The 25,218-nt window shown below is 42.5% G+C and carries 25 protein-coding genes; 17 read left to right on the forward strand and 8 right to left on the reverse strand.

Going from position 1 to position 25,218, the window contains the following annotated elements; genetic code table 11:
* The first annotated feature begins 426 nt into the window (after nt 1-426).
* The 5 genes from rpmH (at nt 427) to mnmE (ending at nt 4,550) form a co-directional block, all read left to right on the forward strand.
* Nucleotides 427-561 (forward strand): 50S ribosomal protein L34, encoded by a 135-nt coding sequence (rpmH, locus tag NDN13_RS14405; RefSeq protein ID WP_000831329.1) that lies wholly within the window; start codon nt 427-429, stop codon nt 559-561.
* Nucleotides 562-588: 27 nt separating this feature from the next.
* The gene (gene rnpA, locus NDN13_RS14410) at nt 589-984 is read left to right on the forward strand and encodes a ribonuclease P protein component (RefSeq protein ID WP_251115945.1); all 396 of its coding nucleotides are present in this window, start codon (nt 589-591) and stop codon (nt 982-984) included.
* Nucleotides 985-993: 9 nt separating this feature from the next.
* Entirely contained in the window at nt 994-1,317 is a 324-nt protein-coding gene (gene yidD, locus NDN13_RS14415; RefSeq protein ID WP_251115946.1) for a membrane protein insertion efficiency factor YidD, read from the forward strand.
* Between the two features lie 2 nt (nt 1,318-1,319).
* A complete protein-coding gene (yidC, locus tag NDN13_RS14420; RefSeq protein ID WP_159414015.1) occupies nt 1,320-3,080 on the forward strand; it encodes a membrane protein insertase YidC in 1,761 nt (586 codons plus the stop codon).
* 114 nt (nt 3,081-3,194) lie between these two features.
* Entirely contained in the window at nt 3,195-4,550 is a 1,356-nt protein-coding gene (gene mnmE / locus NDN13_RS14425; protein WP_251115947.1) for a tRNA uridine-5-carboxymethylaminomethyl(34) synthesis GTPase MnmE, read from the forward strand.
* A gap of 54 nt (nt 4,551-4,604) precedes the next feature.
* Here the strand turns inward: mnmE and NDN13_RS14430 are convergent, their stop codons facing one another.
* Entirely contained in the window at nt 4,605-5,786 is a 1,182-nt protein-coding gene (locus tag NDN13_RS14430) for a PilT/PilU family type 4a pilus ATPase (RefSeq protein ID WP_251115948.1), read from the reverse strand.
* A 434-nt stretch (nt 5,787-6,220) separates the two neighbouring features.
* On the opposite strand from NDN13_RS14430, the gene NDN13_RS14435 reads away from it, so the two are divergent.
* Nucleotides 6,221-6,919 carry a DsbC family protein gene (locus NDN13_RS14435; protein ID WP_251115949.1) on the forward strand — a complete coding sequence of 233 codons (699 nt, stop codon included), beginning with the start codon at nt 6,221-6,223 and terminating at the stop codon, nt 6,917-6,919.
* Between the two features lie 54 nt (nt 6,920-6,973).
* Here the strand turns inward: NDN13_RS14435 and NDN13_RS14440 are convergent, their stop codons facing one another.
* From NDN13_RS14440 to guaD, 3 genes are all read right to left on the reverse strand, one after another.
* Nucleotides 6,974-7,225, reverse strand: coding sequence for a GlsB/YeaQ/YmgE family stress response membrane protein (locus NDN13_RS14440; protein ID WP_004656846.1), 252 nt, complete (start codon nt 7,223-7,225; stop codon nt 6,974-6,976).
* Between the two features lie 230 nt (nt 7,226-7,455).
* Nucleotides 7,456-7,986 carry a hypoxanthine phosphoribosyltransferase gene (gene hpt / locus NDN13_RS14445; RefSeq protein ID WP_016162105.1) on the reverse strand — a complete coding sequence of 177 codons (531 nt, stop codon included), beginning with the start codon at nt 7,984-7,986 and terminating at the stop codon, nt 7,456-7,458.
* 212 nt (nt 7,987-8,198) lie between these two features.
* A complete protein-coding gene (gene guaD / locus NDN13_RS14450; protein ID WP_251115950.1) occupies nt 8,199-9,527 on the reverse strand; it encodes a guanine deaminase in 1,329 nt (442 codons plus the stop codon).
* Nucleotides 9,528-9,666: 139 nt separating this feature from the next.
* On the opposite strand from guaD, the gene NDN13_RS14455 reads away from it, so the two are divergent.
* Nucleotides 9,667-10,293, forward strand: coding sequence for a nucleotidyltransferase family protein (locus NDN13_RS14455; protein ID WP_251115951.1), 627 nt, complete (start codon nt 9,667-9,669; stop codon nt 10,291-10,293).
* A gap of 24 nt (nt 10,294-10,317) precedes the next feature.
* Here NDN13_RS14455 and NDN13_RS14460 read toward each other — a convergent pair whose 3' ends face one another.
* Complete coding sequence (locus tag NDN13_RS14460; protein ID WP_251115952.1) at nt 10,318-11,274, reverse strand: TerC family protein; 957 nt, start codon at nt 11,272-11,274, stop codon at nt 10,318-10,320.
* A 400-nt stretch (nt 11,275-11,674) separates the two neighbouring features.
* Between NDN13_RS14460 and NDN13_RS14465 the strand changes: the two genes are divergently transcribed.
* Nucleotides 11,675-12,871: a low temperature requirement protein A gene (locus tag NDN13_RS14465; protein ID WP_251115953.1), complete on the forward strand. Its 1,197-nt coding sequence runs from the start codon at nt 11,675-11,677 to the stop codon at nt 12,869-12,871.
* Nucleotides 12,872-12,933: 62 nt separating this feature from the next.
* Here the strand turns inward: NDN13_RS14465 and NDN13_RS14470 are convergent, their stop codons facing one another.
* Nucleotides 12,934-13,851 carry a LysR family transcriptional regulator gene (locus NDN13_RS14470; protein ID WP_251115954.1) on the reverse strand — a complete coding sequence of 306 codons (918 nt, stop codon included), beginning with the start codon at nt 13,849-13,851 and terminating at the stop codon, nt 12,934-12,936.
* 105 nt (nt 13,852-13,956) lie between these two features.
* On the opposite strand from NDN13_RS14470, the gene NDN13_RS14475 reads away from it, so the two are divergent.
* The 5 genes from NDN13_RS14475 to NDN13_RS14495 all read left to right on the forward strand — a co-directional run bounded on the left by NDN13_RS14475 (nt 13,957) and on the right by NDN13_RS14495 (nt 18,335).
* Complete coding sequence (locus NDN13_RS14475) at nt 13,957-15,186, forward strand: acyl-CoA dehydrogenase family protein (RefSeq protein ID WP_251118242.1); 1,230 nt, start codon at nt 13,957-13,959, stop codon at nt 15,184-15,186.
* Nucleotides 15,187-15,202: 16 nt separating this feature from the next.
* Complete coding sequence (locus tag NDN13_RS14480) at nt 15,203-16,324, forward strand: phosphotransferase family protein (RefSeq protein WP_251115955.1); 1,122 nt, start codon at nt 15,203-15,205, stop codon at nt 16,322-16,324.
* Nucleotides 16,321-17,019, forward strand: a complete 699-nt coding sequence (locus NDN13_RS14485; protein ID WP_251115956.1) for a histidine phosphatase family protein — start codon at nt 16,321-16,323, stop codon at nt 17,017-17,019. Before NDN13_RS14480 ends, NDN13_RS14485 begins: the two co-directional genes overlap by 4 nt.
* Nucleotides 17,020-17,035: 16 nt before the next feature.
* On the forward strand, nt 17,036-17,779 hold the full coding sequence (locus tag NDN13_RS14490) for an SDR family oxidoreductase (RefSeq protein ID WP_004803292.1): 744 nt from the start codon (nt 17,036-17,038) through the stop codon (nt 17,777-17,779).
* A 112-nt stretch (nt 17,780-17,891) separates the two neighbouring features.
* The gene (locus NDN13_RS14495) at nt 17,892-18,335 is read left to right on the forward strand and encodes a hypothetical protein (RefSeq protein WP_251115957.1); all 444 of its coding nucleotides are present in this window, start codon (nt 17,892-17,894) and stop codon (nt 18,333-18,335) included.
* A gap of 672 nt (nt 18,336-19,007) precedes the next feature.
* Here NDN13_RS14495 and mpl read toward each other — a convergent pair.
* Nucleotides 19,008-20,369, reverse strand: a complete 1,362-nt coding sequence (gene mpl / locus NDN13_RS14500) for a UDP-N-acetylmuramate:L-alanyl-gamma-D-glutamyl-meso-diaminopimelate ligase (RefSeq protein WP_251115958.1) — start codon at nt 20,367-20,369, stop codon at nt 19,008-19,010.
* A 223-nt stretch (nt 20,370-20,592) separates the two neighbouring features.
* Between mpl and NDN13_RS14505 the strand changes: the two genes are divergently transcribed.
* Nucleotides 20,593-20,943, forward strand: a complete 351-nt coding sequence (locus NDN13_RS14505; protein ID WP_251115959.1) for a DMT family protein — start codon at nt 20,593-20,595, stop codon at nt 20,941-20,943.
* Between the two features lie 64 nt (nt 20,944-21,007).
* Here NDN13_RS14505 and NDN13_RS14510 read toward each other — a convergent pair whose 3' ends face one another.
* The gene (locus NDN13_RS14510) at nt 21,008-21,466 is read right to left on the reverse strand and encodes a hypothetical protein (RefSeq protein WP_251115960.1); all 459 of its coding nucleotides are present in this window, start codon (nt 21,464-21,466) and stop codon (nt 21,008-21,010) included.
* A 229-nt stretch (nt 21,467-21,695) separates the two neighbouring features.
* Between NDN13_RS14510 and purE the strand changes: the two genes are divergently transcribed.
* The 3 genes from purE to NDN13_RS14525 all read left to right on the forward strand — a co-directional run bounded on the left by purE (nt 21,696) and on the right by NDN13_RS14525 (nt 24,642).
* Complete coding sequence (gene purE / locus NDN13_RS14515; protein ID WP_251115961.1) at nt 21,696-22,211, forward strand: 5-(carboxyamino)imidazole ribonucleotide mutase; 516 nt, start codon at nt 21,696-21,698, stop codon at nt 22,209-22,211.
* 11 nt (nt 22,212-22,222) lie between these two features.
* Nucleotides 22,223-23,344: a 5-(carboxyamino)imidazole ribonucleotide synthase gene (locus NDN13_RS14520; RefSeq protein WP_251115962.1), complete on the forward strand. Its 1,122-nt coding sequence runs from the start codon at nt 22,223-22,225 to the stop codon at nt 23,342-23,344.
* 326 nt (nt 23,345-23,670) lie between these two features.
* Nucleotides 23,671-24,642, forward strand: coding sequence for an acyl-CoA desaturase (locus NDN13_RS14525; RefSeq protein WP_251115963.1), 972 nt, complete (start codon nt 23,671-23,673; stop codon nt 24,640-24,642).
* Nucleotides 24,643-25,218: the final 576 nt, after the last annotated feature.

Consider the following 25,218-nt stretch of genomic DNA (forward strand, 5'->3'; position numbering starts at 1 on the left):
ACATGCTTATCCACAGCATAACTTTATGTTTATTCATAAAAAAACATCACTTTCCACAGAATAAATCCACCCTAATAAGAATAAATTTAAATTTTAAAATTTGAATTTACTTATAGGGTTCACTCAAATTGTGGATAACTGAGCATATCGAAATTTAAATTCAAAATCCAAGAATTAAATTTAAATCAGAAGATGGATTGTTGATAAGCTTGTTTGTAAGCTGTGAATATAGACGAATACTGATATTATTTAAATAGATAGCTTGTGTATATTTTTTGTTTTCAATAAAAGCATATAACTTCGCGCAGTTCTATTGCTTCAAAACAGAACAAACAAAATGTAAAGTTTTTGATTTTTCATTGACAGCGTAAACATTGCGCAATAAAATCGCGGACCTTTATAGAAAGATCATTTTGGAGTTTCGAAATGAAACGTACTTTCCAACCATCTGAATTAAAGCGTAAACGCGTTCATGGTTTCCGCGCTCGTATGGCTACTAAAGCAGGTCGTCAAGTTTTAGCTCGTCGTCGTGCAAAAGGTCGTCATAGCTTAACTGTTTAATACTGTTAAGCTGACCAGACTTGGGTGATGACACTTTACAGTTTCGGCACTGAATTTCGTATTCGTTGTGCCGCTGATTATAAAAGTGTATTTGATGGTGCGCTTTTTAAAGTGCATCAGCCCCATTTCCTTTTTTTAGCAAAATTAACCGAACAGCCGAAAAGCCGTTTGGGTATTGTCGTTGCTAAAAAAAAGGTGCGTCGTGCACATGAACGAAATCGAATAAAACGTCTTGCTCGGGAGAGCTTTCGTTTACATCAAGCGCAATTTAATGCTGATATCGATATTGTGGTGATGCCTAAAGTAGGTATAGAAGCAATCGCAAATCAAGAATTACATCAACAATTAGATTTTGCTTGGCAAAAATTACAACGCTTAGCAAAGAAGCATTCCAAAGTCGTTGTGACATCCCTCCAAAATTAGAGATCTCCAATGGTACGTTTACTGCATTGGTTGATAAGATGTTACCAAATCGCAATTAGTCCATTATTGGGTCCTCGTTGTCGCTATATTCCCACTTGTTCGCAATATGCAATCGAAGCGTTGCAGACACATGGCGCGGTCAAAGGTGTATGGCTATCGACTAAGCGAATTTGCCGTTGTCATCCTTGGGGTGGGTCAGGCTATGAACCTGTGCCTCGTAAAGCACTTCGTTTTATTTCGTTTCATCAAATAGATTCTCAAATGCATCACGTTGCTGTACCCTTTCGTGATCGTTTATTCAAGCAAAATCTCTCTAACCATTTGGGATTATAGATATGCAACAATGGGCCAGATTTGCAATTCTTGGAGCCATGTTTGTTACCGCATATTTGCTTATTTTGGCTTGGCAAAAAGATTATGGTCATGCTGCACCAGCACCGCAACAACAAGCGGCTGCTGTGACTGCACATGAAGTATCTGCAGATTTGCCAAATGCTCAAAATGCAACAGCGGCTTCAGACTTGCCACAAGCAAATGTGACTGCATCACAAGCCACAGAACATAATACATCTGTGAGTCAGCAACTGATTTCAGTACAAACTGATCTTTATCACCTGTGGATCAATCCTAAAGGTGGTGATATCGTCCGTATTGAATTGTTAAGCCATGATGAAAGCAAAGACAGCGACAAACCGTTTGTCATGCTGGAAAGCGATGCGAAACGTACTTACGTCGCTCAATCTGGTTTAATTGGTTTAAATGGACCAGATAGCAGCCGTGGCGGCCGTCCAATGTATGATGTTGAAAAAACAGCATATACCTTGGCAGATGCGAAAAGCGTTGCGTCGAAAGATGGTAAAACACAGCAAGTGTTGACTGTGCCATTGGTATTTAAAACACCTGAAGGTGTGGAAGTGATCAAATCGTTCACCTTCACACAAGGCGATTACCCAATTACCGTTAAACATCAAGTCATTAACCGCAGTCAGCAAAACTGGCAAGGTCAAATGTTTGGTCAGTTAAAGCGTGATAATTCGGATGACCCTGGTAAGTCTTCACAAGGTATTTTTACCTTGGGTACTTATCTTGGTGGCGCTTGGGGTACACCAGATGCGCATTATAACAAGTTAAAATTTGCCAACTTTAATGACGAAAAATTAAATGTTGAAGCCAAAGGCGGCTGGGTTGCCATGGTTCAGCATTATTTCGTGAGCGCATGGATTCCTGGGAACTTAAAACTGACTCAGGCCGATGGTCAGCCATATAATGCAAAATTAGAGTCACGTCAGTCTACGGACGGCATGAATATCATGGGCTTCACTTCTCCAGTGATCAATGTACCTGCAGGTACATCAATGGAAGTGGATGCTAAACTGTATTCAGGTCCAAAAATCCAATCTGAACTCAAAGACTTAGCTGCTGGTTTAAACCAAACTGTTGATTATGGTTGGTTATGGCCAATTGCGAAATTATTGTTCTTGGGCCTGCAATTCTTCCATAACATTATCGGTAACTGGGGCTGGTCAATTATCTTATTGACGATCTTGGTGAAGTTGATTTTATGGCCACTTTCTTCAAAAAGTTATCGTTCGATGGCGAAAATGCGTGTAATTGCACCAGAAATGCAACGCATGAAAGAAGAATTTGGTGAAGACCGCATGCGTTTCTCGCAAGAAATGATGGCGTTATACAAGCGTGAACAAGTCAACCCATTGTCTGGTTGCTTGCCATTGCTGTTACAAATGCCGATTTTCTTAGCCTTGTATTGGGTATTGATGGAATCAGTTGAACTCCGTCATGCACCGTGGTTAGGCTGGATTCAAGATTTATCTGCGATGGATCCATGGTTTATCTTGCCGTTGATCATGGGTGTGACCATGTTCGTTCAGCAAATGTTGAACCCACAACCGACTGATCCAATGCAGGCCAAAGTGTTCCGTATCATGCCAATCATGTTTACGGTATTCATGTTGTTCTTCCCTGCGGGCTTAGTGCTTTACTGGATCGTCAACAACAGTATTACCATTTTGCAACAATGGTTTATTAACAAAGGTGTCGAAAAAGACCGTCTCAACAAGGTTGAGCCGAGCGCTTAAGTTCGAACTTTTACTGAATAAATCCGCTTAAGATGGTAATCTTAGGCGGATTTTTCTTTGTCTGTATTTAGCGGTTGAACCCAACAACCCTTGCGTTTTTTAGGTGAATTTAACATGCAACATCAAACCACAATTGCTGCGATTGCTACCCCATTAGGTCGTGGTGGTGTGGGGGTGATTCGACTCTCTGGGCCGAAAGCCTATGCGATAGCAGAGCAACTGACCCAAAAACAGCTCCCTGCAGCACGTATGGCTGGTTTCCGTCAGTTTTGTGATGCTGATGGCTCGGTAATGGATGAAGGCATCGTATTGTGCTTTCCGAACCCGCACTCCTTTACTGGGGAAGATGTGGTGGAATTACAAGGTCATGGTGGTCCAGTCATTCAGAATGCGTTATTAGCACGTTTACTGGATTTAGGCGCAACTGCTGCAAAGGCGGGTGAGTTTTCCATGCGTGCCTTTGAAAATGGCAAAATGGATTTAGTGCAAGCGGAAGCGATTGCCGATTTGATTGATGCGACATCACAAGCAGCAGCACGTTCGGCGGTTCGTTCTTTACAAGGTGCATTTTCAACCAAAATTAATACGGTTTTAGAAAAGCTGATTCACTTACGTTTGCATGTTGAAGCCGCGATTGATTTCCCAGAAGAAGAAATTGACTTCCTGGCTGACGGCAAGATTTTGGCTTTGTTGGACGATGTACAAGACTCTGTCAAAGCGGTGCAGCAGTCTGCGCGTCAGGGCCAATTGCTACGTGAAGGTTTACAAGTGGTGATTGCGGGTAAGCCCAATGCAGGTAAATCGAGCCTGTTAAACGCACTTGCAGGCCATGAGCGTGCCATTGTGACCGATATTGCAGGGACTACCCGAGATGTGCTGCATGAAAAGATCAGTTTAAATGGCTTGCCGATCACCTTAACAGACACTGCGGGTTTACGTGAAACCGGTGATATTGTCGAACAGGAAGGGATTCGTCGTGCGATCAAGGAAATTGAACAGGCAGATTTATTGCTGTTGGTGTATGACTTGAACCAAGCTGATGAGCCATTACAGCTGGCGCATGAATATTTTGCTGATCATCTAGAACCAAAACGTTTGTTATTGATTGGCAATAAATGCGATTTAACTGGACAACAGACCGAAATGACTGATTATCAGGGTTTCCGACATGTTCGTGTCTCAGCCAAACAGGATATGGGGGTTCAGGCGCTCATAGATGCGATTACAGCGCATGCAGGCTTTCAACCTGAGGAAGACACCTTTATCGCCCGAACACGCCATTTAGATGCAATGAAGCGTACTCAGCGCTATTTGTCTGAGGCACGTGAGCAGTTGGTGGTGTTTAATGCTGGTGAGCTGGTGGCCGAGTCATTGCGCTTGGCGCAGAATGCATTGGGTGAAATCACGGGTGATTTTAGTGCGGATGATCTTCTCGGGAAGATTTTTGGTTCGTTCTGTATTGGTAAATAATGAATTAAATCAATTGTTAATGGCTTAGATCGTGATGATCTAAGCCATTGTTTATCAACCTTCTTCTTGTTCTTCCTCTGTTTTTTGTTCTTGTACCACATTTAATGCGGTCATCATTGCGGCAGGTGCACCCTCTTGGCGAGTACTCTTCAGCTTGATTTGCAAACGCAATTCATTGACTGAATCTGCATTGCGTAAGGCTTCATCATAGCTAATCGCGCCTTCGTTATACAGCTCAAATAAGGCTTGGTCGAAGGTTTGCATACCCAGCTCACGCGATTTGCTCATAATCTCTTTCAGTGCGTGGAACTGTCCTTTGAGAATATTGTCGGCAATCAATGGGGTATTCAATAAAATTTCAATTGCAGCACGACGACCTTTGCCATCTTGGGTACGTACCAGACGTTGTGAAATAATCCCTTTCATATTGGATGAAAGATCCATCAGTAACTGATTACGACGCTCTTCTGGGAAAAAGTTAATAATTCGATCCAGTGCTTGGTTGGCATTGTTGGCGTGTAAAGTACCTAAGCAAAGATGTCCTGTTTCCGCAAAGGCAATCGCGTGTTCCATGGTTTCAGTATCACGGATTTCACCAATCAGAATCACATCAGGTGCCTGACGTAGTGTGTTTTTCAAGGCGTGGTGCCATGAATGACAATCAACCCCCACTTCACGATGGGTAATCATCGATTTTTTGTGTTTATGCACGTATTCCACTGGGTCTTCAACGGTAATGATATGCCCCGCTGAGTTTTCATTACGATGGTCAATCATGGCCGCCAAAGAGGTGGATTTGCCTGAGCCTGTCCCCCCAACAACCAGTACCAAGCCACGCTTTTCCATAATCACATTTTTCAGCGATTCTGGCAGTTTCAGCTTTTGAAAGGTTGGAATTTCTGAGGTAATGGTACGAATCACCATGCCGATTTGCAGCTGTTGTTTAAACACGTTGACACGGAAACGGGAAACATTGGGTACATTGATTGCGAAATTACATTCCCATTCTGTTTCAAACTCTTGGCGCTGTTTTTCATTCATCAAACTATAGGCAAATAGCTTGGTTTTATCTGCGGTGAGTGCCTGTTGCCCCAATGGACGCATCAGGCCTTGCAATTTAATGCTCGGTGGAAAATCAGCGGTGATAAATAAATCGGATCCCCCATATTCCACTACTTTACTAAGCATATGAAACATAAAGGTTTTGGCTTCTTCTAATAGTTCCGCGTTATACATTGAGCTACCTAAATTTTTACAATGAAGCGAAGTTCATTGCTGTAATACGATGACAATCATCCCGATAGGGAAACATTTTTTTGTTTCTTGAAAATGAATAATGATAGATCAAGGCGACTCGATTTAGGCCATTTTATTCCATCATCTTCACGGTGTTGCTGAATGATGCGAATTATTCCAAAAAGCGAGGTGCTGATCTATGTACTTTTTAAAATTATTAAATAATTATCAATATGATGGACCTAAATTGTCAGTTTTTTACTGAATCGATCGCTTGCAGCGCGTGTATGGGGGGATATGAACAGGATAAACGGACGTTCCACGTGAAACATCGCATGAATTGGTTGAGTTTTGGTTGTTACTGAGTAAGCTTGGCTGTTGAGCGGCTTGAGACTGATTACAATAGCCGCTGATTTTTGAATTGAGTGTTCGTCATGTTAAAAAAAATTGGGATGTTCTCATTATTGAGCTGTATGTCAGCGATGAGTTTTGCCAACGTAGACAGCTTAAAAAGCAATTTAAATAAGCAATATCCCAATATCCAAGTCAGCAACATCCAACCTACAGAAATGACTGGTTTATATAGTGCCAGTCTGGATAATCAAATTATTTATTTGGATGAAAGTGCACAACACATGTTTGTGGGTTCTATGGTACGCCTAAAAGATCAAAAGAACCTGACCAAGGATTTAGTGATCCAACAAAATTCGATTGACTGGAAACAACTGCCTTTTAAGGATGCGATTAAAACGGTTAAAGGCAATGGTAAGCGTGAGTTAGCGGTATTTTCGGACCCAAATTGTTCATATTGCAAAAAATTAGAAGCTGAACTGGACAAGCTGACTGATGTGACGATTTATACCTTTATCTATGCTTTAAAACCACAATCGATCGCGGTGTCAAAATCGGTTTGGTGTGATGCCAATCCAGCCTATGCATGGAAAAACTTGATACAAAAGAATCTGCAACCGAAAGAAAAAAGTTGTGCCAACCCGATTGAGCGTAACCTTGAACTCGGTCGTAAACTTGCTGTGGATGCCACGCCAACCTTGATTTTCTCAAATGGTTTGAAAATGGTCGGTGGACGCAGTGCTGAAGAAATTCAGATGATTTGGAAAGAGCTTGGACTCTAATGAAAAAGCTCCCCAATCATCGTTTAAAATGAATGGGGAGCCTTCTGAAGGTATTTAACTTTTTTTGGTGATGAGTTTATAAAGGAATAAAATAATCACCGCACCCAAGACAGACGCAATAAAACCAGCTGCCGAATTTTCAGCATATAAGCCAAGTAAACGTCCACCGTAAGTAGCGAGTAATGAACCTGCGATACCCAATAAGGTCGTGACAATAAAGCCAGCTTTGTCATCACCTGGATGTATTGCGCGTGCAATTAAACCAGCAAAAAAACCAACAACAATGGCTACAATCAGAGACCACATTATCTTTTCTCCTTGTTTTAAAAGCGGTATTTCTTATTATCCTGCTTGATTCGAGCCTACTTTGTCTGTAGTGGATTGCCTATTTATGTCGTATTTTTGTGCATTCTTTAGCAGGCTTTGTTTAATCATACAGCATAAAAAAGGCGCCCTAAGGCACCTCTGAGTCAGCATTATGATCAGCCCATGACAGTTGTCATCGGTACTGATGCAATGCCAGTAAGGTTGAACTATTAAAGACCGATTTCACCAATAAATGGGAGGTGACGGTACTTTTGATCGAAATCCAGACCATAACCAACAATAAAGCGATCTTCGACTTCAAAACCGAGAAATTTAACTTCTAACGGAATTTCACGGCGTGACGGCTTACTGACCAAAGTACACAGTTCAATCGAGTTCGGGTTACGTGTTTGCAGCATTTCAACCACTTTACTTAAGGTGTTGCCCGAGTCGATAATGTCTTCCACCACCAGCACATCTTTACCATGAATTTCACCATCCAGATCTTTCAGGATCTTGACGTCTCTTGATGAAACAGTGGTGCCATTGACGTAGCTAGAAACAGTCATAAAATCGAGTTCGTGTGGCTTTTCAATGGCACGGCATAGGTCGGCCATAAAAATAACTGAACCACGTAACAGGCCAATCAATACCAGTTCTTTATCACTTTGAGCATAGTGTGCATTGATCTTTTCGCCCAGTTCTTTGACTTTGGCTTGAATCTCTTCACTTGAAATCATAATGCGCATTGCAATGGTCATCGGTAGATTCCTAAAACTTAAAAACGGGAAAATAAAAAAGGTGTTGACCTGCAACACCTCGAAATCTTGAGCTAATCCGCCAATTTTAAAACAAAATCACCTTTCATGCACCTTTTGATGATGAAGAATATGTTTCATTTTGAGCAGATGCACGGTCACGTTTTAACAGAACAGCGCATCCAATGGCGAATATGATCCACCCAAGTTTTTGTTTATTTAAACGTTTCGCTTTGGCTGTAGGCTTTTTGTCCATAGATATAGGTTGCCTCAATATTTCGGTCATCGCCCATGGTGAATAAGGCGAATAGGCTGTCATCAACCGATTTTGAACGGGACTGACGCAGCTGCTGCAATGCGGTCGGTTTCAGGTTCAGTACCACAAAATCAGCTTCTTTGCCGAGATTGAAATTACCGAGTTTGTCATCCAGATGCAAGGCTTTTGCTCCGCCTAAGGTTGCATGATAGAGCGACTCAAACGCAGACAGTTTATCACCTTGTAGCTGTTGAACCTTGTACGCTTCATTGACGGTTTGCAATAAGCTAAACGAGGTCCCTGCCCCAACGTCGGTGCCAAGGCCGACTTTAACCTGCTGTTGCCAAGTTTTGTTCAATGGGAATAAACCGCTACCCAAGAATAGGTTTGAGGTTGGACAGAAGGCAATTGCAGAATCAGTCTCATGCATGCATTTCCATTCAGCATCTTCTAAATGCACGCAGTGTGCGAATACCGAGCGCTGGCCAGTTAAACCATAGTGATGATAGACATCCAGATAGCTCTTTTGCTCAGGGAACAAATCTTTGACCCAAGCAATCTCATCTTTATTTTCACTCAAATGGGTATGCACATAGACATCTGGGAATTGTGCTTTGAGTTGGCTTGCTTTTTCGAGTTGTTCTGGGGTGGAGGTCGGCGCAAAACGTGGGGTAATTGCATACAGTGCACGACCTTGGCCATGCCACTTCTCAATTAATGCTTTAGAATCGTTATAGCCGCTGTCTGCGGTGTCACACAAGGCTTCGGGTGCATGACGATCCATCATGACTTTACCCGCGATTAAGCGCATTTGGTGCTGTGCTGCGGCCTCAAATAAGGCATCCACCGATTCAGGATGTACCGTACAGAATACCAATGCTGTGGTGGTGCCATTTTTGAGTAGCTCATTGACAAAGAATTGCGCAATTTCTTTCGCATAGGCTTGGTCTTTGAACTGGATTTCAGTTGGAAAGGTATAGGTGTTTAACCAGCTTAAAAGTTGCTCGCCGTAGGCCCCGACCATTTCGGTTTGTGGAAAGTGAATATGGGTATCGATCATGCCCGGAATGATCAACTGTTCTGGATAATGCTGAATTTCAACGTTTGCAGGAAGATGGGCTTGAGCGTCGTTCCACGTGCCAAACCAGCGAATTTTGCCCTGTTCAGTGATCATGACACCATCTTCGAGATAACGCACTTGATCGGCAATTTCAGCAGCTTGGGAAACGGTTTTTTGAATATCTAAGAAGCGACCACGAATCACCGTGATTGGAGTAGCCAAAGTCATAACAACCTACAATTTTACTTTTTTCGGTTGATTGTACCTGATTTTGCCAAAGTTACTGGATTATTCGTCTAATTCGTCGGCTTAAAAGGTATATAAATGTGACTCATAATTTAAAGCAACTCAGTTTGGGGAGATCGAAATGTATGTCTTATCTGGGGGAAACGCAGAGACAGAGCAAAGCAATCGAAGCAGACTATTTGATCTGATTATGCAGTCCCCTGCCTTGTATGGGATGTTGCAGCAATTGGCTCGATTACATCCTGCAGCTTATTTAAGTGCGGGTGTGCTTCGGAATACCGTATGGGCACATTTACATGGTCAAAGCTTTGACTTGAACAATTGCGATATAGATGTGATTTATCATGATGCAATGCAAACAGATGAGCGTTTGCAAAAACAATTGCAGCAAGATTTAGAGCGTATCTTTCCTGAACAACAATGGGATGTGGTGAATCAGGCCTTGGTACATATCTGGTATCGTCAGGACAATGCAGCAAACATTCAACCCTTAGTATCGCTTGAACATGCCTTGTCGCTATGGCCAGACACAGCAACGGCGATTGCGCTCAGGTTAAACTGCGCTGGAGAACTGGAACTGATCGCACCCTTTGGCCTGCATGATTTATTTGCACTGAGATTACGTTGGAATCCGGCATTGGTCAGCTATGACACATTTAAACAACGGCTTGAATCCAAACAGTGGTTACAACAATGGCCTAAATTGCAATTAGTTGATGATGCTCAAATAAAAAAGGGCCTTCATTGAAGACCCTTTTGAGATGCTTTGCGCTTATTGCACTTGGCGTTTGTTATGACGTAACGAGAGATAAGCGGTGATGCTCAACACCAGTACGATAAAGCCTAACGAGATCCAGATTGGCATGTGGAATACATCGAGCAATAACATTTTTGCACCAATGAACAATAAGATGATGCCCAAACCATAGGGTAAGTAATGCATTTTGCTTGCAGCACCTGCCAATAAGAAGAACATCGCACGTAAGCCCAAAATCGCCATTAAGTTTGCGGTTAACACAATGAATGGGTCACTGGTCACAGCGAAAATCGCAGGAATAGAATCCACCGCAAAAATCACATCAGACGCTTCTACCAAGATTAATACCAAGAACAAAGGTGTTGCCCATAACACACCGTTCTGACGAACGAAGAACTTATTGCCTTCTAACTGTGGGGTAATCCGCATGTGTTTGCGTAACCATTTCAGGATTTTGATATCTTCAATATTGGTGTCTTCTTCATCCTGCCCTTTTAGGAACTTAAAGCCTGTGTAGATAAGGAACGCACCGAAGATATACAGCACCCAAGAGAACTCTTGTACAAACCAAGCACCAATAAAGATAAAGATGGTTCTTAAAATGATTGCACCGAGTACGCCGTAAAGCAGGATTTTACGCTGGAATGCAGGAGGGATTGCAAAAGCCGCAAAAATCATCAGCCAGACAAAGACGTTATCAATTGCCAGCGATTTTTCCAGTAAATAACCCGCAAAGTATTCCATGGTTTTTTGGTTGGCGATGGTTGCACCAACGGTTTGTTGTAGATACAACCACAAACCACCACCAAAGATCATGGCAACGGTGACCCACGCAATACTCCAGTAAGCCGCTTGCCTGATGGGTACATCTTGGTTTTGTTTTTGTTTAAAGCCTAAAAAGTCGACCAGTAGCATGACCGTTACGATTCCGAAGAACGCAACGTACAGCCATAAATTACCGATAGTTTCCATCACAACTCCCTATCTGGCAAATGGACATAAAAAAACCTTGACCAGTTGCCAGATGAATTAAATAAAACATCTGTTTCAACATGATCAAGGTCTTGCCTACATCACGATCGTTTGTGATGCTCAGAGTCCGACTTTTTGCAAAGTGTAATGACGAAACTCTGACACCTAAATTGTTCAGTTTCACAACCTAGGCTTGGAGGAGGCTACTCCCCTTGTCAAATTCTGTTATGGATGATGACATCCAAAGATAGACATAGAATTACATAAATAATCGATTTAAGCAAACTTTGCATGCATAAATTTTAAACATTATTTTTTATCTTGGTGAGATAGGAAAATTCCTCAACTTGGATTAATTTAAACTCGAACTGCTTAGTAACGTGATGAGAATAAAAAACAGATGAGTCCTGCAAAAATTCAAGATAAATCCCGAAAGGTATTAGCACCGCGTGATCCAACCGAAGCCCACCGAGCCGCGACCCCCCTAGAATTGTTATTTGACCTGATTTTTGTAGTTGCGATTGCAACCGCAGGACAACAACTCCACCATGCGATCATTGAAGCTCATTTATGGCATGCTTTACCGACCTATGTGATGGTGTTTTTTGCCTTGTGGTGGGCATGGATGAATTTCACCTGGTTTGCCTCAGCCTATGACAATGATGACACGCTGTATCGCTGCTTGACCTTTGTGCAAATCGTCGGCTCATTGGTGATGGCAGCGGGCATCCCTGCAGTGTTTCAAGAACATAATTTCGATGTGATCATCATTGGTTATGTGATTATGCGTTTGGCTTTAGTGACCCAATGGATTCGTGTCGCCAAGCATGATCCTGAACGAAGGGTGACGGCTTATCGCTATGCTGTTGGCATTGTCTTGGTACAGTTGGGATGGTTAATTGGAAATTTCAGCGCCATTCATATGACGCCTTTGCTATTCCTTATTCTGGTTTTGGCTGAACTCGCTGTACCGCTATATGCCGAAAAGTATGCAGTAACACCTTGGCATCCACATCATATTGTTGAGCGTTATGCATTACTCACTATCATCGTGTTGGGAGAGTCGATTATTGGCAGTTTTGCCGCAACGCAGGAAGCTTTTTCCAATCATGATGTCAATTTCAAAGAAATCTTTTTGGTGATTGGTGGACTGTTGATGATGTTTGCCATGTGGTGGGTCTATTTTGACCGCAGTCATCATCACCATCAACGTCGTGGGGTACAGCCTTTTTTATGGGGCTATGGTCATTTTTTTATTTTTATCAGTATTGCGGTCTTAGGCGCTGCTTTGGCAGCAGCGGTTGATGTTTCAACTCAACATGCCCACATTTCCAGCCAAATGATGGGATGGCTGATCGCTGCCTGTCTGGCGATTTATAGCACCTATATTTGGTTGTTTTACGAGGCCTTTGATTTATCTGGATGGCGACGTTGGCTCTATCCAATCACCATTTTGATCCTTTTCACGATTCCTTTATTTTTTGCCGATATTGGTTATATCGTTTTTGCGATGGCAGTGGTTTATATCCTACGTCTTGTCATTGCTAAACTGTATTTGAACAATTGTAATGATAAGCGGATGGCTGCAAGCACATAATCAAAGTACTGCTATCACGTAGATTGCGAGAACAAGCGAGAAACGAGATATACGCGCTTGTTTTAAGCAAAGATTTTTAGAATTTCTGTGCGTAAGAATTGATGGCGTGAATTATGTTTCACCTGCTCATGCCAATACATGCCCATATTGATTTTAGGGAGCTCTATGGGCAGTGCATGAATCTTCAGATTCTCCGCATAATGTAGATGTTTGAGAATACTTTGCGGAATGGTCAAGATCGCTTTCGGATATTGAGCCAAGACTTGCAGTGCCGTTGCATAATGCTGGCAACGCAGAAAAATCTGCCGTGACAGTTGCTGCCGATTGAGATAAATATCTTCCAGTAATAAGCCTGTGCGCCGTGACGATACCCCAATGTGCGGTGAAGATAAATACAGGGATAAATTCATGTCTTGCTGTTGGGTACAGACCACAAAATGGTCTTCCATTAGGTTTTCAAACTGTAAATGATCCTGATGCGGTTGTACCAGATCAATCACAAAATCAATTTGTTGGGCGGAGAGATCTGCCAACATGTTTTTACGATCCAGCTTGGAACTTAGAAACTGAACATCCAGATTCAATTGGGCAAAATGATGAACCAGTTGCGGGAAAATAATCGGTTCGATTTCATCATGAATGGCAATTTTCAGGCTTTGCAGCATGTTCGGCATAAAGTCCTGCTGGGGCACTGCAATCTGTTGAATCGCCAGTAATGCCGTTTGAATCGGCTGATAAATTTGCTCGGCATAGGGTGTGGGCAGCATCTTTTGCCCGCTACGCACAAATAGATCATCTCCGAGTTGTGTGCGTAAGCGCTGTAAAGCATGGCTGACCGCAGATTGGCTGATACAGAGCAGTTGTGCGGCTTTGGAAATGCTTTTCTGCTCAAAAATGGCAATAAAAAGAGGATACAGATTGATATCGATGCGATGAAAATGCGCCACTTCCAGTGGGTTTGTATTATGAATCTGATTCATAGTTTTGCATAAAATTAAATCATTTCATTCATAATAAATTTTCACTTATGGTGATGTAAAGCAGCGAATCAATATTCGCCATATTTTACATTGAGGGAAATGATGATGTTTGCATTATCTGAACGCGCACAGGACTTTATTGCACGAACTAAAGCCTTTATTCAACAAGAAATAGAACCGATTGAAAAAGCGTTCTGGGATGAAGTGCATCATCGCAATGTTGATGGTGACTGGACCCAATGGCAATGGCCTGAACAATTACAACAATTAAAAGATAAGGCAAAAGCGGCGGGCTTATGGAATATGTTCTTACCTGATGCAGAGCTCGGTGCAGGCTTATCAGTTCAGGAATATGCACATATTGCGGAGCTGACAGGACGTAGTCTGCTCGCTCCGACCGTATTTAACTGTAATGCACCAGACAGCGGCAATATGGAAGTGTTATGGCGTTATGGTAGCGATGAGCAAAAACAACAATGGTTGCAGCCCCTGCTCGCTGGCGAAATCCGTTCCGTATTCTGTATGACTGAACCTGCGGTGGCATCCAGTGATGCCACCAATATGCAAGCTACGGCAGTAATTGAAGGCGATGAGATTGTCTTGAATGGACGCAAATGGTGGTCATCTGGCTTGGGTGATCCGAATGCCAAAGTGATTATCTTTATGGCTTATACCCCAGATCCAAGCAAAGACCGTCATCATCAACATTCGATGGTACTGGTGCCGATCGACACACAAGGGGTGACGATTGAACGGATGTTGCCTGTGTTTGGCGATTACGATGCGCCGCATGGGCATGGACAGGTTAGTTTTGATCATGTGCGTGTACCCGTCAGCAGCTTTATTGGTGGCGCTGGGCAAGGTTTTGAAATCGCCCAAGGCCGTTTAGGACCAGGGCGGATTCACCATTGTATGCGTTGTATTGGTGCGGCAGAAAAAGCCTTGGAGCTGATGATTGATCGAGGCATGTCACGCAAAGCTTTTGGCAAAGAAATCCTGAAATTGGGTGGCAATTTAGAGCGCGTTGCAGATGCACGTGTGCAGATCGATCAAGCGCGATTATTAACGCTATATGCCGCTTATAAGATGGATACTTTGGGCAATATGGCGGCACTGACAGAGATTTCTGCGATTAAAGTGGTGGCACCGAGCGTATTGCAACATGTGGTCGATATGGCGATCCAGATTCATGGTGGTGAAGGTGTTTCACGCGATACCCCACTGACTGCATTTTTCAATCAAGCGCGGAGTTTACGTTTGGCCGATGGACCTGATGAAGTCCATAAAGGCATGATTGCCAAATTAGAACTGAAAAAACGTGGCTATGCTCGTTGATAAGGAAAATACAACAATGACAATGATTGATATTGGTGGACAGGTTCGTCACGGTGAAGAACTGGATATTGCAGCGGTTGAAAGCTGGTTAAAAAACCAAGGTGTGGATCTGCAAGGACAGGCACAAGTGACCCAATATTCAGGTGGCGCATCGAATTGGACCTATCGTTTGCAGTATGACAATGCAGACCTGATTTTACGTCGTCCACCGAAAGGGACCAAAGCCAAATCAGCGCATGATATGGCGCGTGAATACAATGTGCAGAAGCATCTTGCGCCGTTCTACCCTGTCCTGCCTGAAATGATTGCACTGTGTCAGGACGAGAGCGTGATTGGCTGTGACTTCTATGTCATGAAACGGATCGAGGGCATTATTCCGCGTGCTAATTTACCCAAGGAGTTACAGCTGGATGAGCCGCAAGTACAGCAGCTGTGTCTGAATGTTCTGGATAAATTGATTGAACTGCATCAGGTACCTTATCAAGGGACTGAACTGGAAAAACTAGGCAAAGGTGAAGGCTATTGCCGTCGTCAGGTTGAGGGTTGGGATGCGCGTTACAGTAAAGCACTGACACCAAATGTACCTGATTTTTCCTTTGTGCGTGAATGGTTGCTGCAACATATCCCTGCCGATGCTAAAACTTGCGTGATTCATAATGACTGGCGTTTTGATAATGTCATTTTAGATCCACAACAACCGACGCAAGTGATTGGGGTGCTGGACTGGGAAATGGCGACACTGGGTGATCCGTTGATGGATTTGGGCAGCGCACTCGCCTACTGGATTCAAGAGGATGATGATGCTTTGATGAAATCCAGCCGCCGCCAACCCACCAATTTAAAAGGCATGCTGACACGGCAACAAGTGGTCGATTATTATCTGAAAAAAACAGGTTTACAGCCTGATAACTGGGCATTTTATGAAGTGTTTGGTTTGTTCCGCTTAGCGGTGATTGCGCAACAGATTTATTATCGTTATTACCATCAGCAAACCGATAATCCAGCCTTTAAAGATTTTTGGATTATGATTCATGCCTTACATATTCGGGCCTTAAAACTGATTGCGCAAAACCATCCACAAGCACAGCAATTGATTACTGAATATGGCGTAAAACTACAGGATATTTTAAAACGATGACCACAATTTATTTGGTGCGACATGGGCAGGCATCTTTTGGTGCGGCAAGTTATGACCAACTATCAGCCAAAGGTGAACAGCAGGCACAGGTTGTGGGTGATTTTTTTAAACAGACCCTAAAGCAAACGCCGCTGATTGTGGCGGGTTCCATGCAACGTCATCAGCAGACGGCGCAATTAGCCTTATCACAAAGCTTTCATGATGCAGCGATTCAAACTGAATCGGTATGGAATGAGTTTGATCATCAACAGGTGTTTGCACAGTACGAACCACGTTTTAATCAACCTGAATTGCTGAAACAGGATGTTGAATTGATGGCCAATCCACGTGCTTATCTCGCCAAAATCTTTGATGGCGCGATTGATCGCTGGATTGGAGAGCAATATGACCATGAATATCATGAGACCTGGTTGAGCTTTCAATCACGTGTAGAAAGTGCTTTGCACAGTTTGTGCCAGCAGATTGATGCCACACAACCGCGTCAGGCGGTGGTATTTAGTTCTGGCGGTGTGATTTCGGTGGCGGTCGGTCAGGTATTGGGTCTGGATGCTAAACAGATTTTTGCACTGAATTGGTCGATTGCCAATGCCAGTATTACCACGTTGCGTTGGACAGATGGTCGTTTGCAATTACTCAGTTTCAATGAGCATCATTATTTGAAAGCGCGTGATGCTGAACTTTTAACATGGATTTAAAAAATAGGTGGCAGGCATGGCAAAGACGATTTTAATTACAGGGGCAAGTTCGGGCTTGGGCGCAGGTATGGCGCGTGAATTTGCCGCCAAAGGCTACAATCTGGCGCTTTGTGCACGACGTTTAGAGCGTTTGGAAGCCTTACAACAACAGTTGCAAAGCCAGTTTTCGATTCAGGTCAAGATTAAAACCCTTGATGTGACCCATTATGATGATGTGTTTACGGTGTTCCATGCTTTTCAGCAAGAATTTGGGACAATTGACCGAATCATTGTCAATGCAGGCGTCGGTGATGGTCGCCGTATTGGTAAGGGGCATTTTGAGGTGAATCGTGCTACCGCTGAAACCAATTTTATTTCGGCACTGGCGCAGTGTGAAGCCGCGGTTGAAATCTTTAGAGCGCAAAATAAAGGTCATTTGGTGGTGATTTCTTCGATGAGTGCGATGCGTGGTTTACCCAAGCATTTATCGACCTATGCCGCGAGTAAGGCTGCTGTGGCGCATTTGGCGGAAGGGATTCGTGCTGAGTTGTTGAATACCCCAATTAAAGTCTCAACGATTTTCCCGGGTTATATTCGCACTGAATTAAATGAAGGTGCGAAGAAATTACCGTTTGAAGTGGATGAGAAAACGGGAAGTAAGGCTTTGGTGAAAGCGATTGAGAAGGAACCAGTGAAGGCTTATGTGCCGCAGTGGCCGTGGTTGCCAATGGGGATTGCGATGAAGATTTTGCCGTTGAAATTGGTAAATAAATTGAGTTGATTTAAATAGTTAGGCATAATGCAAAATATCATAGGCGTACAGTCTTACCTGATTTGTTAGCCATAATGAAACAAACGATAAGCGTGCGATCTTAAAGTTAGGTTTTTATCATATGTCCCCCGAAAATGCAGTACTAATACAAGAGTTCTTTAACTGTACATCTAAGCTATTGAAAGCAGGGATTGTGCGGTCGGACAAAATTCTTGGTGATATCGGTGAGCGGCTTTGCGTAGAAAAATATGGCCTTGTCCTTGAGACTAGTGGTCGCCATCCTGGCTATGACGGAAAAATTGGTACATCACGTGTTCAAGTAAAAGTTCACAACTCGCCTGAAGGTACCAATTTAAATGTGGGTGATCCAGATAAATATGATGAGCTGATTGTCATTCTTGGGCCGCGTAGCCGTCTCAGGGTTAGTGACGTTAATGCAACTTTTCATACCTATCGTTTTCCTAGCGATGTAGTGAAACACCTCATGAAAAGGGCTAGTGGTTATTACTGTGGCAAAAGAATTCTTCAAGATTCACAGCTAGATATCATTTTACTCGAAACCTAACAACTCTGTCCAAAAGCCCTCACGAGCTGTACTTGTGGGTAAATTGAAACTGGTTACGGTAAATCCAGAAAATGTAATAGCAGTTTTACAGAGACCTGTTGGAAAATCAGGATTTTTCTGGCTGGTGGCTGCCTTCGGTGCCTCCAATTGCATTTGCATGCGAACTTTACGTTATAGCAAAGTCTTACTGTGGTCTCATTTTAATTTTAGACTAAGCCACTACGTCTTGCACTTCAGTTGAAATATATTTCAACTTCGTTCAGGCTCGACCTACTTTTCTTTCGGGAAAAGTAGGCAAAACCTGAGGTACGAATAGTAAAGATTAATAATCTTTGCCGTACCGCAAGGTAAAAGCTCTGCTTGAGCAATAAACTACGCACTTTGTTTGTCTTGCACTAGCCCAAAGCTTTAAGCGCTTTGGTTAGCTCAGGTTGTGGATGACGTTTACGCGTATCATCTTTCTTGTCGAACTCAGATTAAATTAATTTCTTGCTGATATTTACTATTGTGACGGCGGCATGGATGCCGCCTGTTTGGTAGGGGTCACATGGATGTACCCTCTGCCAAACAAAGGATTTTTGCTTACTTTTCATCCCTGAAAAGTGAGATATGCCTATACAAAGGGTATAGGTTTTTTTCCTAATAAATGAGGCCGTGCAATACCTGTATTTACTAAGACAAAGCTCTAATCAACTTTTGGTGTAAACCACCAAAGCCTCCATTTGACATGATCACCACAGCATCGCCCTCACCTGCTTCATTCACCACACGGGCAATGATGTCATCTAAAGAGCGACTGACTTCAGCTTTGTTTGCTGATGCTGAGATCACAGGTTGTAAATCCCAATCCAAGCCTTCTGGTTGATACCAAATCACTTCATCCGCTAAACGAGCTGAATGTGCCAAACCATCTTTATGGCTGCCCATACGCATGGTGTTAGAACGTGGTTCAATGATCGCCCATAGCTTACGTTCGCCTAAACGTTTACGTGCGCCGTCGAGTGTGGTTTCAATCGCAGTTGGGTGGTGGGCAAAGTCATCATAGACTTCGATGCCACGCACCGTACCTAACAGCTCCATACGACGCTTAACACCACCGAAGTTAGATAAAGCTTCACAGGCTTGTTCAAGGCTGACACCGACATGTTGTGCAGCAGCAATGGTTGCTAAAGCATTGGCAACACTGTGCTGCCCTGTCATGTTCCATTTCACTTCACCAATCACTTTGCCGTGTTCAAGTACTTTAAAGTGACTGCCATCGGCACTGATCAACTCAGCAGATAACGCGGCTTGGTCATTTGGTTCTAGACTGGTACGAAGCACAGGGGTCCAGCAGCCCTGCTCTAATACTTCATCAATATTGGTTTCAGTAATTGGCGCAATAATACGGCCTTCACTTGGAATAGTACGCACCAAATGATGGAACTGTTTTTGAATTGCAGCCAGATCATCAAAAATGTCGGCGTGGTCAAATTCAAGGTTGTTGAGAATTGCAGTTTTAGGGTGATAGTGAACAAACTTAGAACGCTTATCGAAGAAGGCAGAATCATATTCATCTGCTTCTACACAGAAATATTTGCCACCACCTAAACGTGCACTTTCACTAAAACCAAGCGGTACGCCACCGATCAAAAAGCCAGGATTTAAGCCTGCTTGATCAAGCACCCAAGCCAGCATAGTTGTGGTAGTGGTTTTACCATGTGTACCTGCGACACCAAGCACATGTTTGCCTTGCAGTACATGGTCGGCCAAGAATTGCGGGCCAGAAATATAAGGCAGGCCTTCATTCAGCATGTATTCAATCGCATCAATACCACGTTTCATGGCATTGCCGACAATCACAAGATCAGGATGCGGTTGCAAGTGGCTACGGTCATAGCCCTGCATCAATTCAATACCTGCATTTTCCAGTTGAGTCGACATTGGTGGATAAACATTGGCATCTGAACCTGTGACTTTATGTCCTAAATCTCGTGCGAGTAGAGCCAAAGACCCCATAAATGTGCCACAAATACCCAAAATATGCAGATGCATAACGCGCCTTCTCCACTGCTTTTCATACAGCACTGATATTGTGTGTATGATTGTCGTTATCAATAAAAATCAAACGCAACGATAGCAAGGCTTGCATGGAAAAGATAGTCAAAATTCGTTGTTGTTGTTTACTTATAATGATGCGGATAGATGCTAATATTTCAACGGTTTTACTGGCATGCTATTCCCTATTGTTCAGCCCTGATTTGGATAAAAGAACCCGATGTTGAGCCCGACACTTTTAGCACTATGTTTGTTGATTATTTCCAACTGTTTTATGACCTTGGCATGGTATGGGCATCTGAAAATCTTGCATGATGCACCGCTCTGGCAAGCCATCTTATTTAGTTGGTGTATTGCGCTGCTGGAATACAGTTTTATGATTCCTGCCACCAAATTGCTCAATCAGCATGGCTGGAGTTTGGGTGAAATGAAGATTACCCAAGAAGTGGTGACGTTATTGGTGTTTGTACCTTTTATGATTTTTCTATTTAAACAACCATTTAAACTCGATTACATCTGGGCGATGCTGTGTTTAATGGGCTGTGTCTATTTCGTATTTAGAAATCAATAAATCACAATGGCGGGGATCAAATAGAGTTTTGAGGGCTTGCCCCTTGTGATTTCATGGTTCGGGTTTATTTGGCAGGATGCTGACAGGCATTTTTTAAAATCTTGGCAAACTGTTGATCTCTTGCTGAGGGATTTTCATATTCAAAGGCATAGTCTGTGTCCATGTTGGTACTGGATAAGGCACCATTGGGCTCAAAGTTAGACAAGGTGTAGCTATAGGTCTCATCATCACAGTACACACGATATTGAGTAATGGCGTAAAGCATTCCGATCTGGGTTGGGCTGATATAATAACCCGTCATTAATACAGGCTCTCTTTCATCGCTATGCGATGAACCTATGACAATAAACTTTTCGTGTGTTGCTCCAGTCAGTGCATCACTTTTAATTTCACCGTTATAGCCTTGCGTTTTATTTAAAGACTGAAAGGTTTTTTGAAACTCATCGAGATTTAAATTCACCAAAGCGGCGTTGCTGTGCGCCGTAAAAAGTGCCATGAGCAACAGGCTTAGCCGTTTTTTCATGATGAAGGCTCTGATTGAGGTGGTTGTGCCCTATTATTGTAGAAATTCAACGCTATGTCATTGTTCATTCGATCAATTTTCCTTATTTGTTAAAAAATCTGTTGATCGTGGTTCAGTTAAATTTTCGTGAGATGAAAAATCAGTCTATAATAATGGGGTTCTGAATCCTCTAAAGCTTGGCTCTCGTCGAGATTTATCTTCTTTAATTTTTGTCTCTGGAACATTAGCAATGAATGCGGCCGCAGCACAAGACGCTCAACCACTTGTTGGAATTATCATGGGTTCTCAATCAGATTGGGCAACTCTCGAACATACTGCCAATATGCTTAAACAGCTTGGTGTCCCATTTGAAGCGGAAGTTGTTTCTGCACACCGTACCCCAGACCGTTTGTTTGAATATGCAGAAACTGCACGTGATCGTGGTATTCAAGTGATTATTGCAGGTGCTGGCGGTGCAGCACATTTACCGGGTATGTGTGCAGCGAAAACTGATTTACCTGTGCTTGGCGTACCAGTGAAGTCTTCGATTTTAAATGGCGTAGATTCATTGCTTTCGATTGTACAAATGCCAGCAGGTATCGCAGTCGGTACTTTGGCCATTGGTCAGGCCGGTGCAACCAATGCAGCGATTATGGCGGCGCAGATTTTAGGCTTAACCCGCCCAGACATTGCAAAAAATGTAGCGGACTTCCGTACAGCACAAACCGAAAAAGTGTCGAATAATAATATCCCTGGTCAAGTGTAACGGGGCTGAACATGAATAAAACCATCGGTATTTTTGGTGGCGGGCAGCTTGGCCGCATGATGGCGCAAGCTGCTTTACCACTGAATATTCAATGTACTTTCTTTGAAGCAGAAACGGATTGTCCAGCTGCAATTTTAGGTCCTGTATTTTCCAGCCAAAACCCGCAAGGCTTACACGATTTTATTGCCAGTGCGGATGTATTTAGCCTTGAATTTGAAAACACGCCTGTTGCAGATGTAGATGTGTTGACGCAAAGCAAAACCTTGCACCCTCCTCGCCTTGCTTTGGCGACGGCACAAAATCGCTTGGCAGAAAAAAGTTTGTTTGATGAACTCGGTATTCCAGTTGCGCCGTATCGTGCTGTGGATAGCTTGGACAGCTTAAAACAAGCGGTGGCGGAGTTAGGCTTACCTATCGTATTGAAAACCGTAACCGGTGGCTATGATGGTAAAGGTCAATTCGTACTACGTACGGCAGATCAAATCGAGACGGCTTGGGCTGAACTCGGCCCTGCGAAAAGCTTGATCGCGGAAAGCTTTGTTAAATTCAGCCGTGAAGTCTCTATCATTGCGGTACGTGGTCAAAATGGTGATGTGAAAACTTGGGCTTTGGCAGAAAACCATCATCACAACGGCATTCTGTCGCATTCGATTGTACCTGCACCGAATAGCGTTGATTTGCAGCCTGTGGCGCAGGACTATATTACCCGTTTGTTAAACCACTTAAATTATGTTGGTGTACTCACGCTTGAGCTGTTTGTGACGGAACAAGGTTTATATGCCAATGAAATGGCGTGCCGTGTACATAACTCGGGTCATTGGTCGATTGAAGGTGCAATTTGCTCGCAATTTGAAAACCATATTCGTGCGGTTGCAGGCTTGCCATTGGGTTCTACGGAAGTCATTCGCCCTACTGTGATGATCAATATTATTGGTCAGCATCCAAAATCTGAACAGGTTCTGGAACTGCATGGTGCGCATTTACATCTTTATAATAAGACTGAACGTAGCGGCCGTAAGCTGGGCCATATCACCTTGATGCCAAATAATGCTGATGATTTAACAGCTTTATGCCGTCAATTGGCGAAAATTTTACCTGTACCATTGGCATTAACCGCAGAAATGACACTCTAAACTTATCCACAATCTGTTAAAAGCGGTCTTCGGATCGCTTTTTTATTGCAGATTGATTTTGAATTTAAACTTTTAAATTTAAAAATCTGAGAAATAGGGGTTGTGGATAACTTGATTGTGGATTTTGAATTTAAAATAAAAGGCCTGATTTGAATTTAAAACCGACCTGAGTTGTTGTTCTGTGTGTGATCGATGTTGAGTTGTTTGATTTGGGATTGTATAAAAAGAAAACAGTGATTTACTTGCTTTGGGATAATCGCTATAACAAATAGATAAAAAGAGATTCTAAATAAAAAAAAAGTTGGCTAAGCCTGTGGGAGGGTTTGATGTCTGAAAAAATTGAAATTGCTCGAATAAAAATGCAGAGTCCTTTAACCAATGCGATGGATGGTGAGGTGCGGTGGTCACCTTTAAAATCGTTATGGGTATTTAGTCATTTGGCGATTGCATTGATTGGTGGTGCGTTAACTTTTTCTGTGGATGCACTATTGGTATTTATATTAACGACTGCTTTTACTTTGTGTTTTGGGCATTCTTTGGGAATGCATCGTAAATTGATTCATCACAGCTATAAGTGCCCAAAATGGCTAGAATATTTTTTAGTTCATCTGGGTGTATTGGTTGGCTTGGCTGGGCCATTTGGGATGGTGCATACCCATGACTTAAGAGACTGGGCACAAAGACAAAAGCAATGCCATTCTTACTTACGCCATGGTGAATGTATTATCAAGGATGGTTGGTGGCAATTACATTGTGACCTTAAGTTGAAGCATCCACCTGTGTTTAGGTCTGAATCTCATTTGAAAGATAATTGGATTTATCAATTTATGGAAAGAACATGGATGCTGCAACAGCTTCCATTGGCAATTCTTTTATTTATTTGTGGTGGTTTTGCATGGGTTATTTGGGGGATTTCTGCGCGTATTGTTGTTTCTGTGACGGGGCATTGGCTGATTGGTTATTTTGCTCATAATCATGGAGAAATGGACAATGAGGTGGTGGGCGCTGCAGTTCAAGGACATAATGTGAAATGGGCTTCTTATATTACCATGGGTGAATCATGGCATAACAACCATCATGCTTATCCTGAATCAGCAATTTTGGGGATCTATGAGAATCAACCTGATCCTGGCTGGTGGGCTTTAAATGCTTTAAATAATTTGGGCTTGGTTTGGGATATTGTATTGCCTGAAAACTTACCGCATCGCCATAATTTAAAAGCACTGACTTATAGAGCAATACAGGGTAAAGGGAGTAAGGCTCCTTTTAAATGTCCTGTATTGAGTTTGATTGATTAGCTATAGCTAGCATTGAATAAAAGCTTAGTGGGGTTAACTTCATTAAGCTTTTTTTATGTGTGATTATTTTTGAATTTAAAACCGCAGGATATTTTTCTGTGGATAACTTGATTATGGATTTTGAATTTAAAATAAAGTGGTTAATTTGAATTTAAAACCAGCCTGACGGTGGCTATGTATTTTTAAATTCAAAAACAATCTCAGTTTTTAAATTTAAAAAACCAATCTATTGAGGTTTAAATTTAAATAAATGGCTTGTGGGTATCTATTGTTTTCATGATTTAAGTTGTGGCAGGTCAATGATCTATCCTGTATTTGGTTGCTTATTTGGGTTGAAATGAATTTAAAAGTGGATAACTTTTTAAATTTAAAATAGCGTATCTGGTTGTTATGTTTTTTGAATTTAAATGAAGGGGTGTTGATAACTTTTAAATTTAAAATAAGGGTGGAATTATGAATTTAAAAACCGTGTTTTAAATTTAAAACCCAGAAATGAATTCAAAGTTACGTTTCCAAACTATACATCTTGATAGAGCGTGTTAAGGTGGAGAAGAAATTTAAATTCAAAAGTTTTGG

It is taken from the genome of Acinetobacter sp. C32I (assembly GCF_023702715.1).
In the GTDB taxonomy this organism is placed as follows: domain Bacteria; phylum Pseudomonadota; class Gammaproteobacteria; order Pseudomonadales; family Moraxellaceae; genus Acinetobacter.

What these genes read in the sequence shown, in the direction of transcription:
- yidC (WP_159414015.1), top strand. Translation starts at nt 1,320, where the DNA reads ATGCAACAATGGGCCAGATTTGCAATTCTTGGAGCCATGTTTGTTACC.
- guaD (WP_251115950.1), bottom strand. Translation starts at nt 9,527, where the DNA reads ATGACTTTGGCTACTCCAATCACGGTGATTCGTGGTCGCTTCTTAGAT.
- NDN13_RS14455 (WP_251115951.1), top strand. Translation starts at nt 9,667, where the DNA reads ATGTATGTCTTATCTGGGGGAAACGCAGAGACAGAGCAAAGCAATCGA.
- purE (WP_251115961.1), top strand. Translation starts at nt 21,696, where the DNA reads ATGAATGCGGCCGCAGCACAAGACGCTCAACCACTTGTTGGAATTATC.
- NDN13_RS14470 (WP_251115954.1), bottom strand. Translation starts at nt 13,851, where the DNA reads ATGAATCAGATTCATAATACAAACCCACTGGAAGTGGCGCATTTTCAT.
- NDN13_RS14490 (WP_004803292.1), top strand. Translation starts at nt 17,036, where the DNA reads ATGGCAAAGACGATTTTAATTACAGGGGCAAGTTCGGGCTTGGGCGCA.
- NDN13_RS14505 (WP_251115959.1), top strand. Translation starts at nt 20,593, where the DNA reads ATGTTGAGCCCGACACTTTTAGCACTATGTTTGTTGATTATTTCCAAC.
- NDN13_RS14480 (WP_251115955.1), top strand. Translation starts at nt 15,203, where the DNA reads ATGACAATGATTGATATTGGTGGACAGGTTCGTCACGGTGAAGAACTG.
- rpmH (WP_000831329.1), top strand. Translation starts at nt 427, where the DNA reads ATGAAACGTACTTTCCAACCATCTGAATTAAAGCGTAAACGCGTTCAT.
- NDN13_RS14495 (WP_251115957.1), top strand. Translation starts at nt 17,892, where the DNA reads ATGTCCCCCGAAAATGCAGTACTAATACAAGAGTTCTTTAACTGTACA.
- NDN13_RS14475 (WP_251118242.1), top strand. Translation starts at nt 13,957, where the DNA reads ATGTTTGCATTATCTGAACGCGCACAGGACTTTATTGCACGAACTAAA.
- NDN13_RS14510 (WP_251115960.1), bottom strand. Translation starts at nt 21,466, where the DNA reads ATGAAAAAACGGCTAAGCCTGTTGCTCATGGCACTTTTTACGGCGCAC.
- yidD (WP_251115946.1), top strand. Translation starts at nt 994, where the DNA reads ATGGTACGTTTACTGCATTGGTTGATAAGATGTTACCAAATCGCAATT.
- NDN13_RS14465 (WP_251115953.1), top strand. Translation starts at nt 11,675, where the DNA reads ATGAGTCCTGCAAAAATTCAAGATAAATCCCGAAAGGTATTAGCACCG.
- rnpA (WP_251115945.1), top strand. Translation starts at nt 589, where the DNA reads ATGACACTTTACAGTTTCGGCACTGAATTTCGTATTCGTTGTGCCGCT.
- hpt (WP_016162105.1), bottom strand. Translation starts at nt 7,986, where the DNA reads ATGACCATTGCAATGCGCATTATGATTTCAAGTGAAGAGATTCAAGCC.
- NDN13_RS14460 (WP_251115952.1), bottom strand. Translation starts at nt 11,274, where the DNA reads ATGGAAACTATCGGTAATTTATGGCTGTACGTTGCGTTCTTCGGAATC.
- NDN13_RS14525 (WP_251115963.1), top strand. Translation starts at nt 23,671, where the DNA reads ATGTCTGAAAAAATTGAAATTGCTCGAATAAAAATGCAGAGTCCTTTA.
- mpl (WP_251115958.1), bottom strand. Translation starts at nt 20,369, where the DNA reads ATGCATCTGCATATTTTGGGTATTTGTGGCACATTTATGGGGTCTTTG.
- NDN13_RS14435 (WP_251115949.1), top strand. Translation starts at nt 6,221, where the DNA reads ATGTTAAAAAAAATTGGGATGTTCTCATTATTGAGCTGTATGTCAGCG.
- NDN13_RS14485 (WP_251115956.1), top strand. Translation starts at nt 16,321, where the DNA reads ATGACCACAATTTATTTGGTGCGACATGGGCAGGCATCTTTTGGTGCG.
- NDN13_RS14440 (WP_004656846.1), bottom strand. Translation starts at nt 7,225, where the DNA reads ATGTGGTCTCTGATTGTAGCCATTGTTGTTGGTTTTTTTGCTGGTTTA.
- NDN13_RS14520 (WP_251115962.1), top strand. Translation starts at nt 22,223, where the DNA reads ATGAATAAAACCATCGGTATTTTTGGTGGCGGGCAGCTTGGCCGCATG.
- NDN13_RS14430 (WP_251115948.1), bottom strand. Translation starts at nt 5,786, where the DNA reads ATGTATAACGCGGAACTATTAGAAGAAGCCAAAACCTTTATGTTTCAT.
- mnmE (WP_251115947.1), top strand. Translation starts at nt 3,195, where the DNA reads ATGCAACATCAAACCACAATTGCTGCGATTGCTACCCCATTAGGTCGT.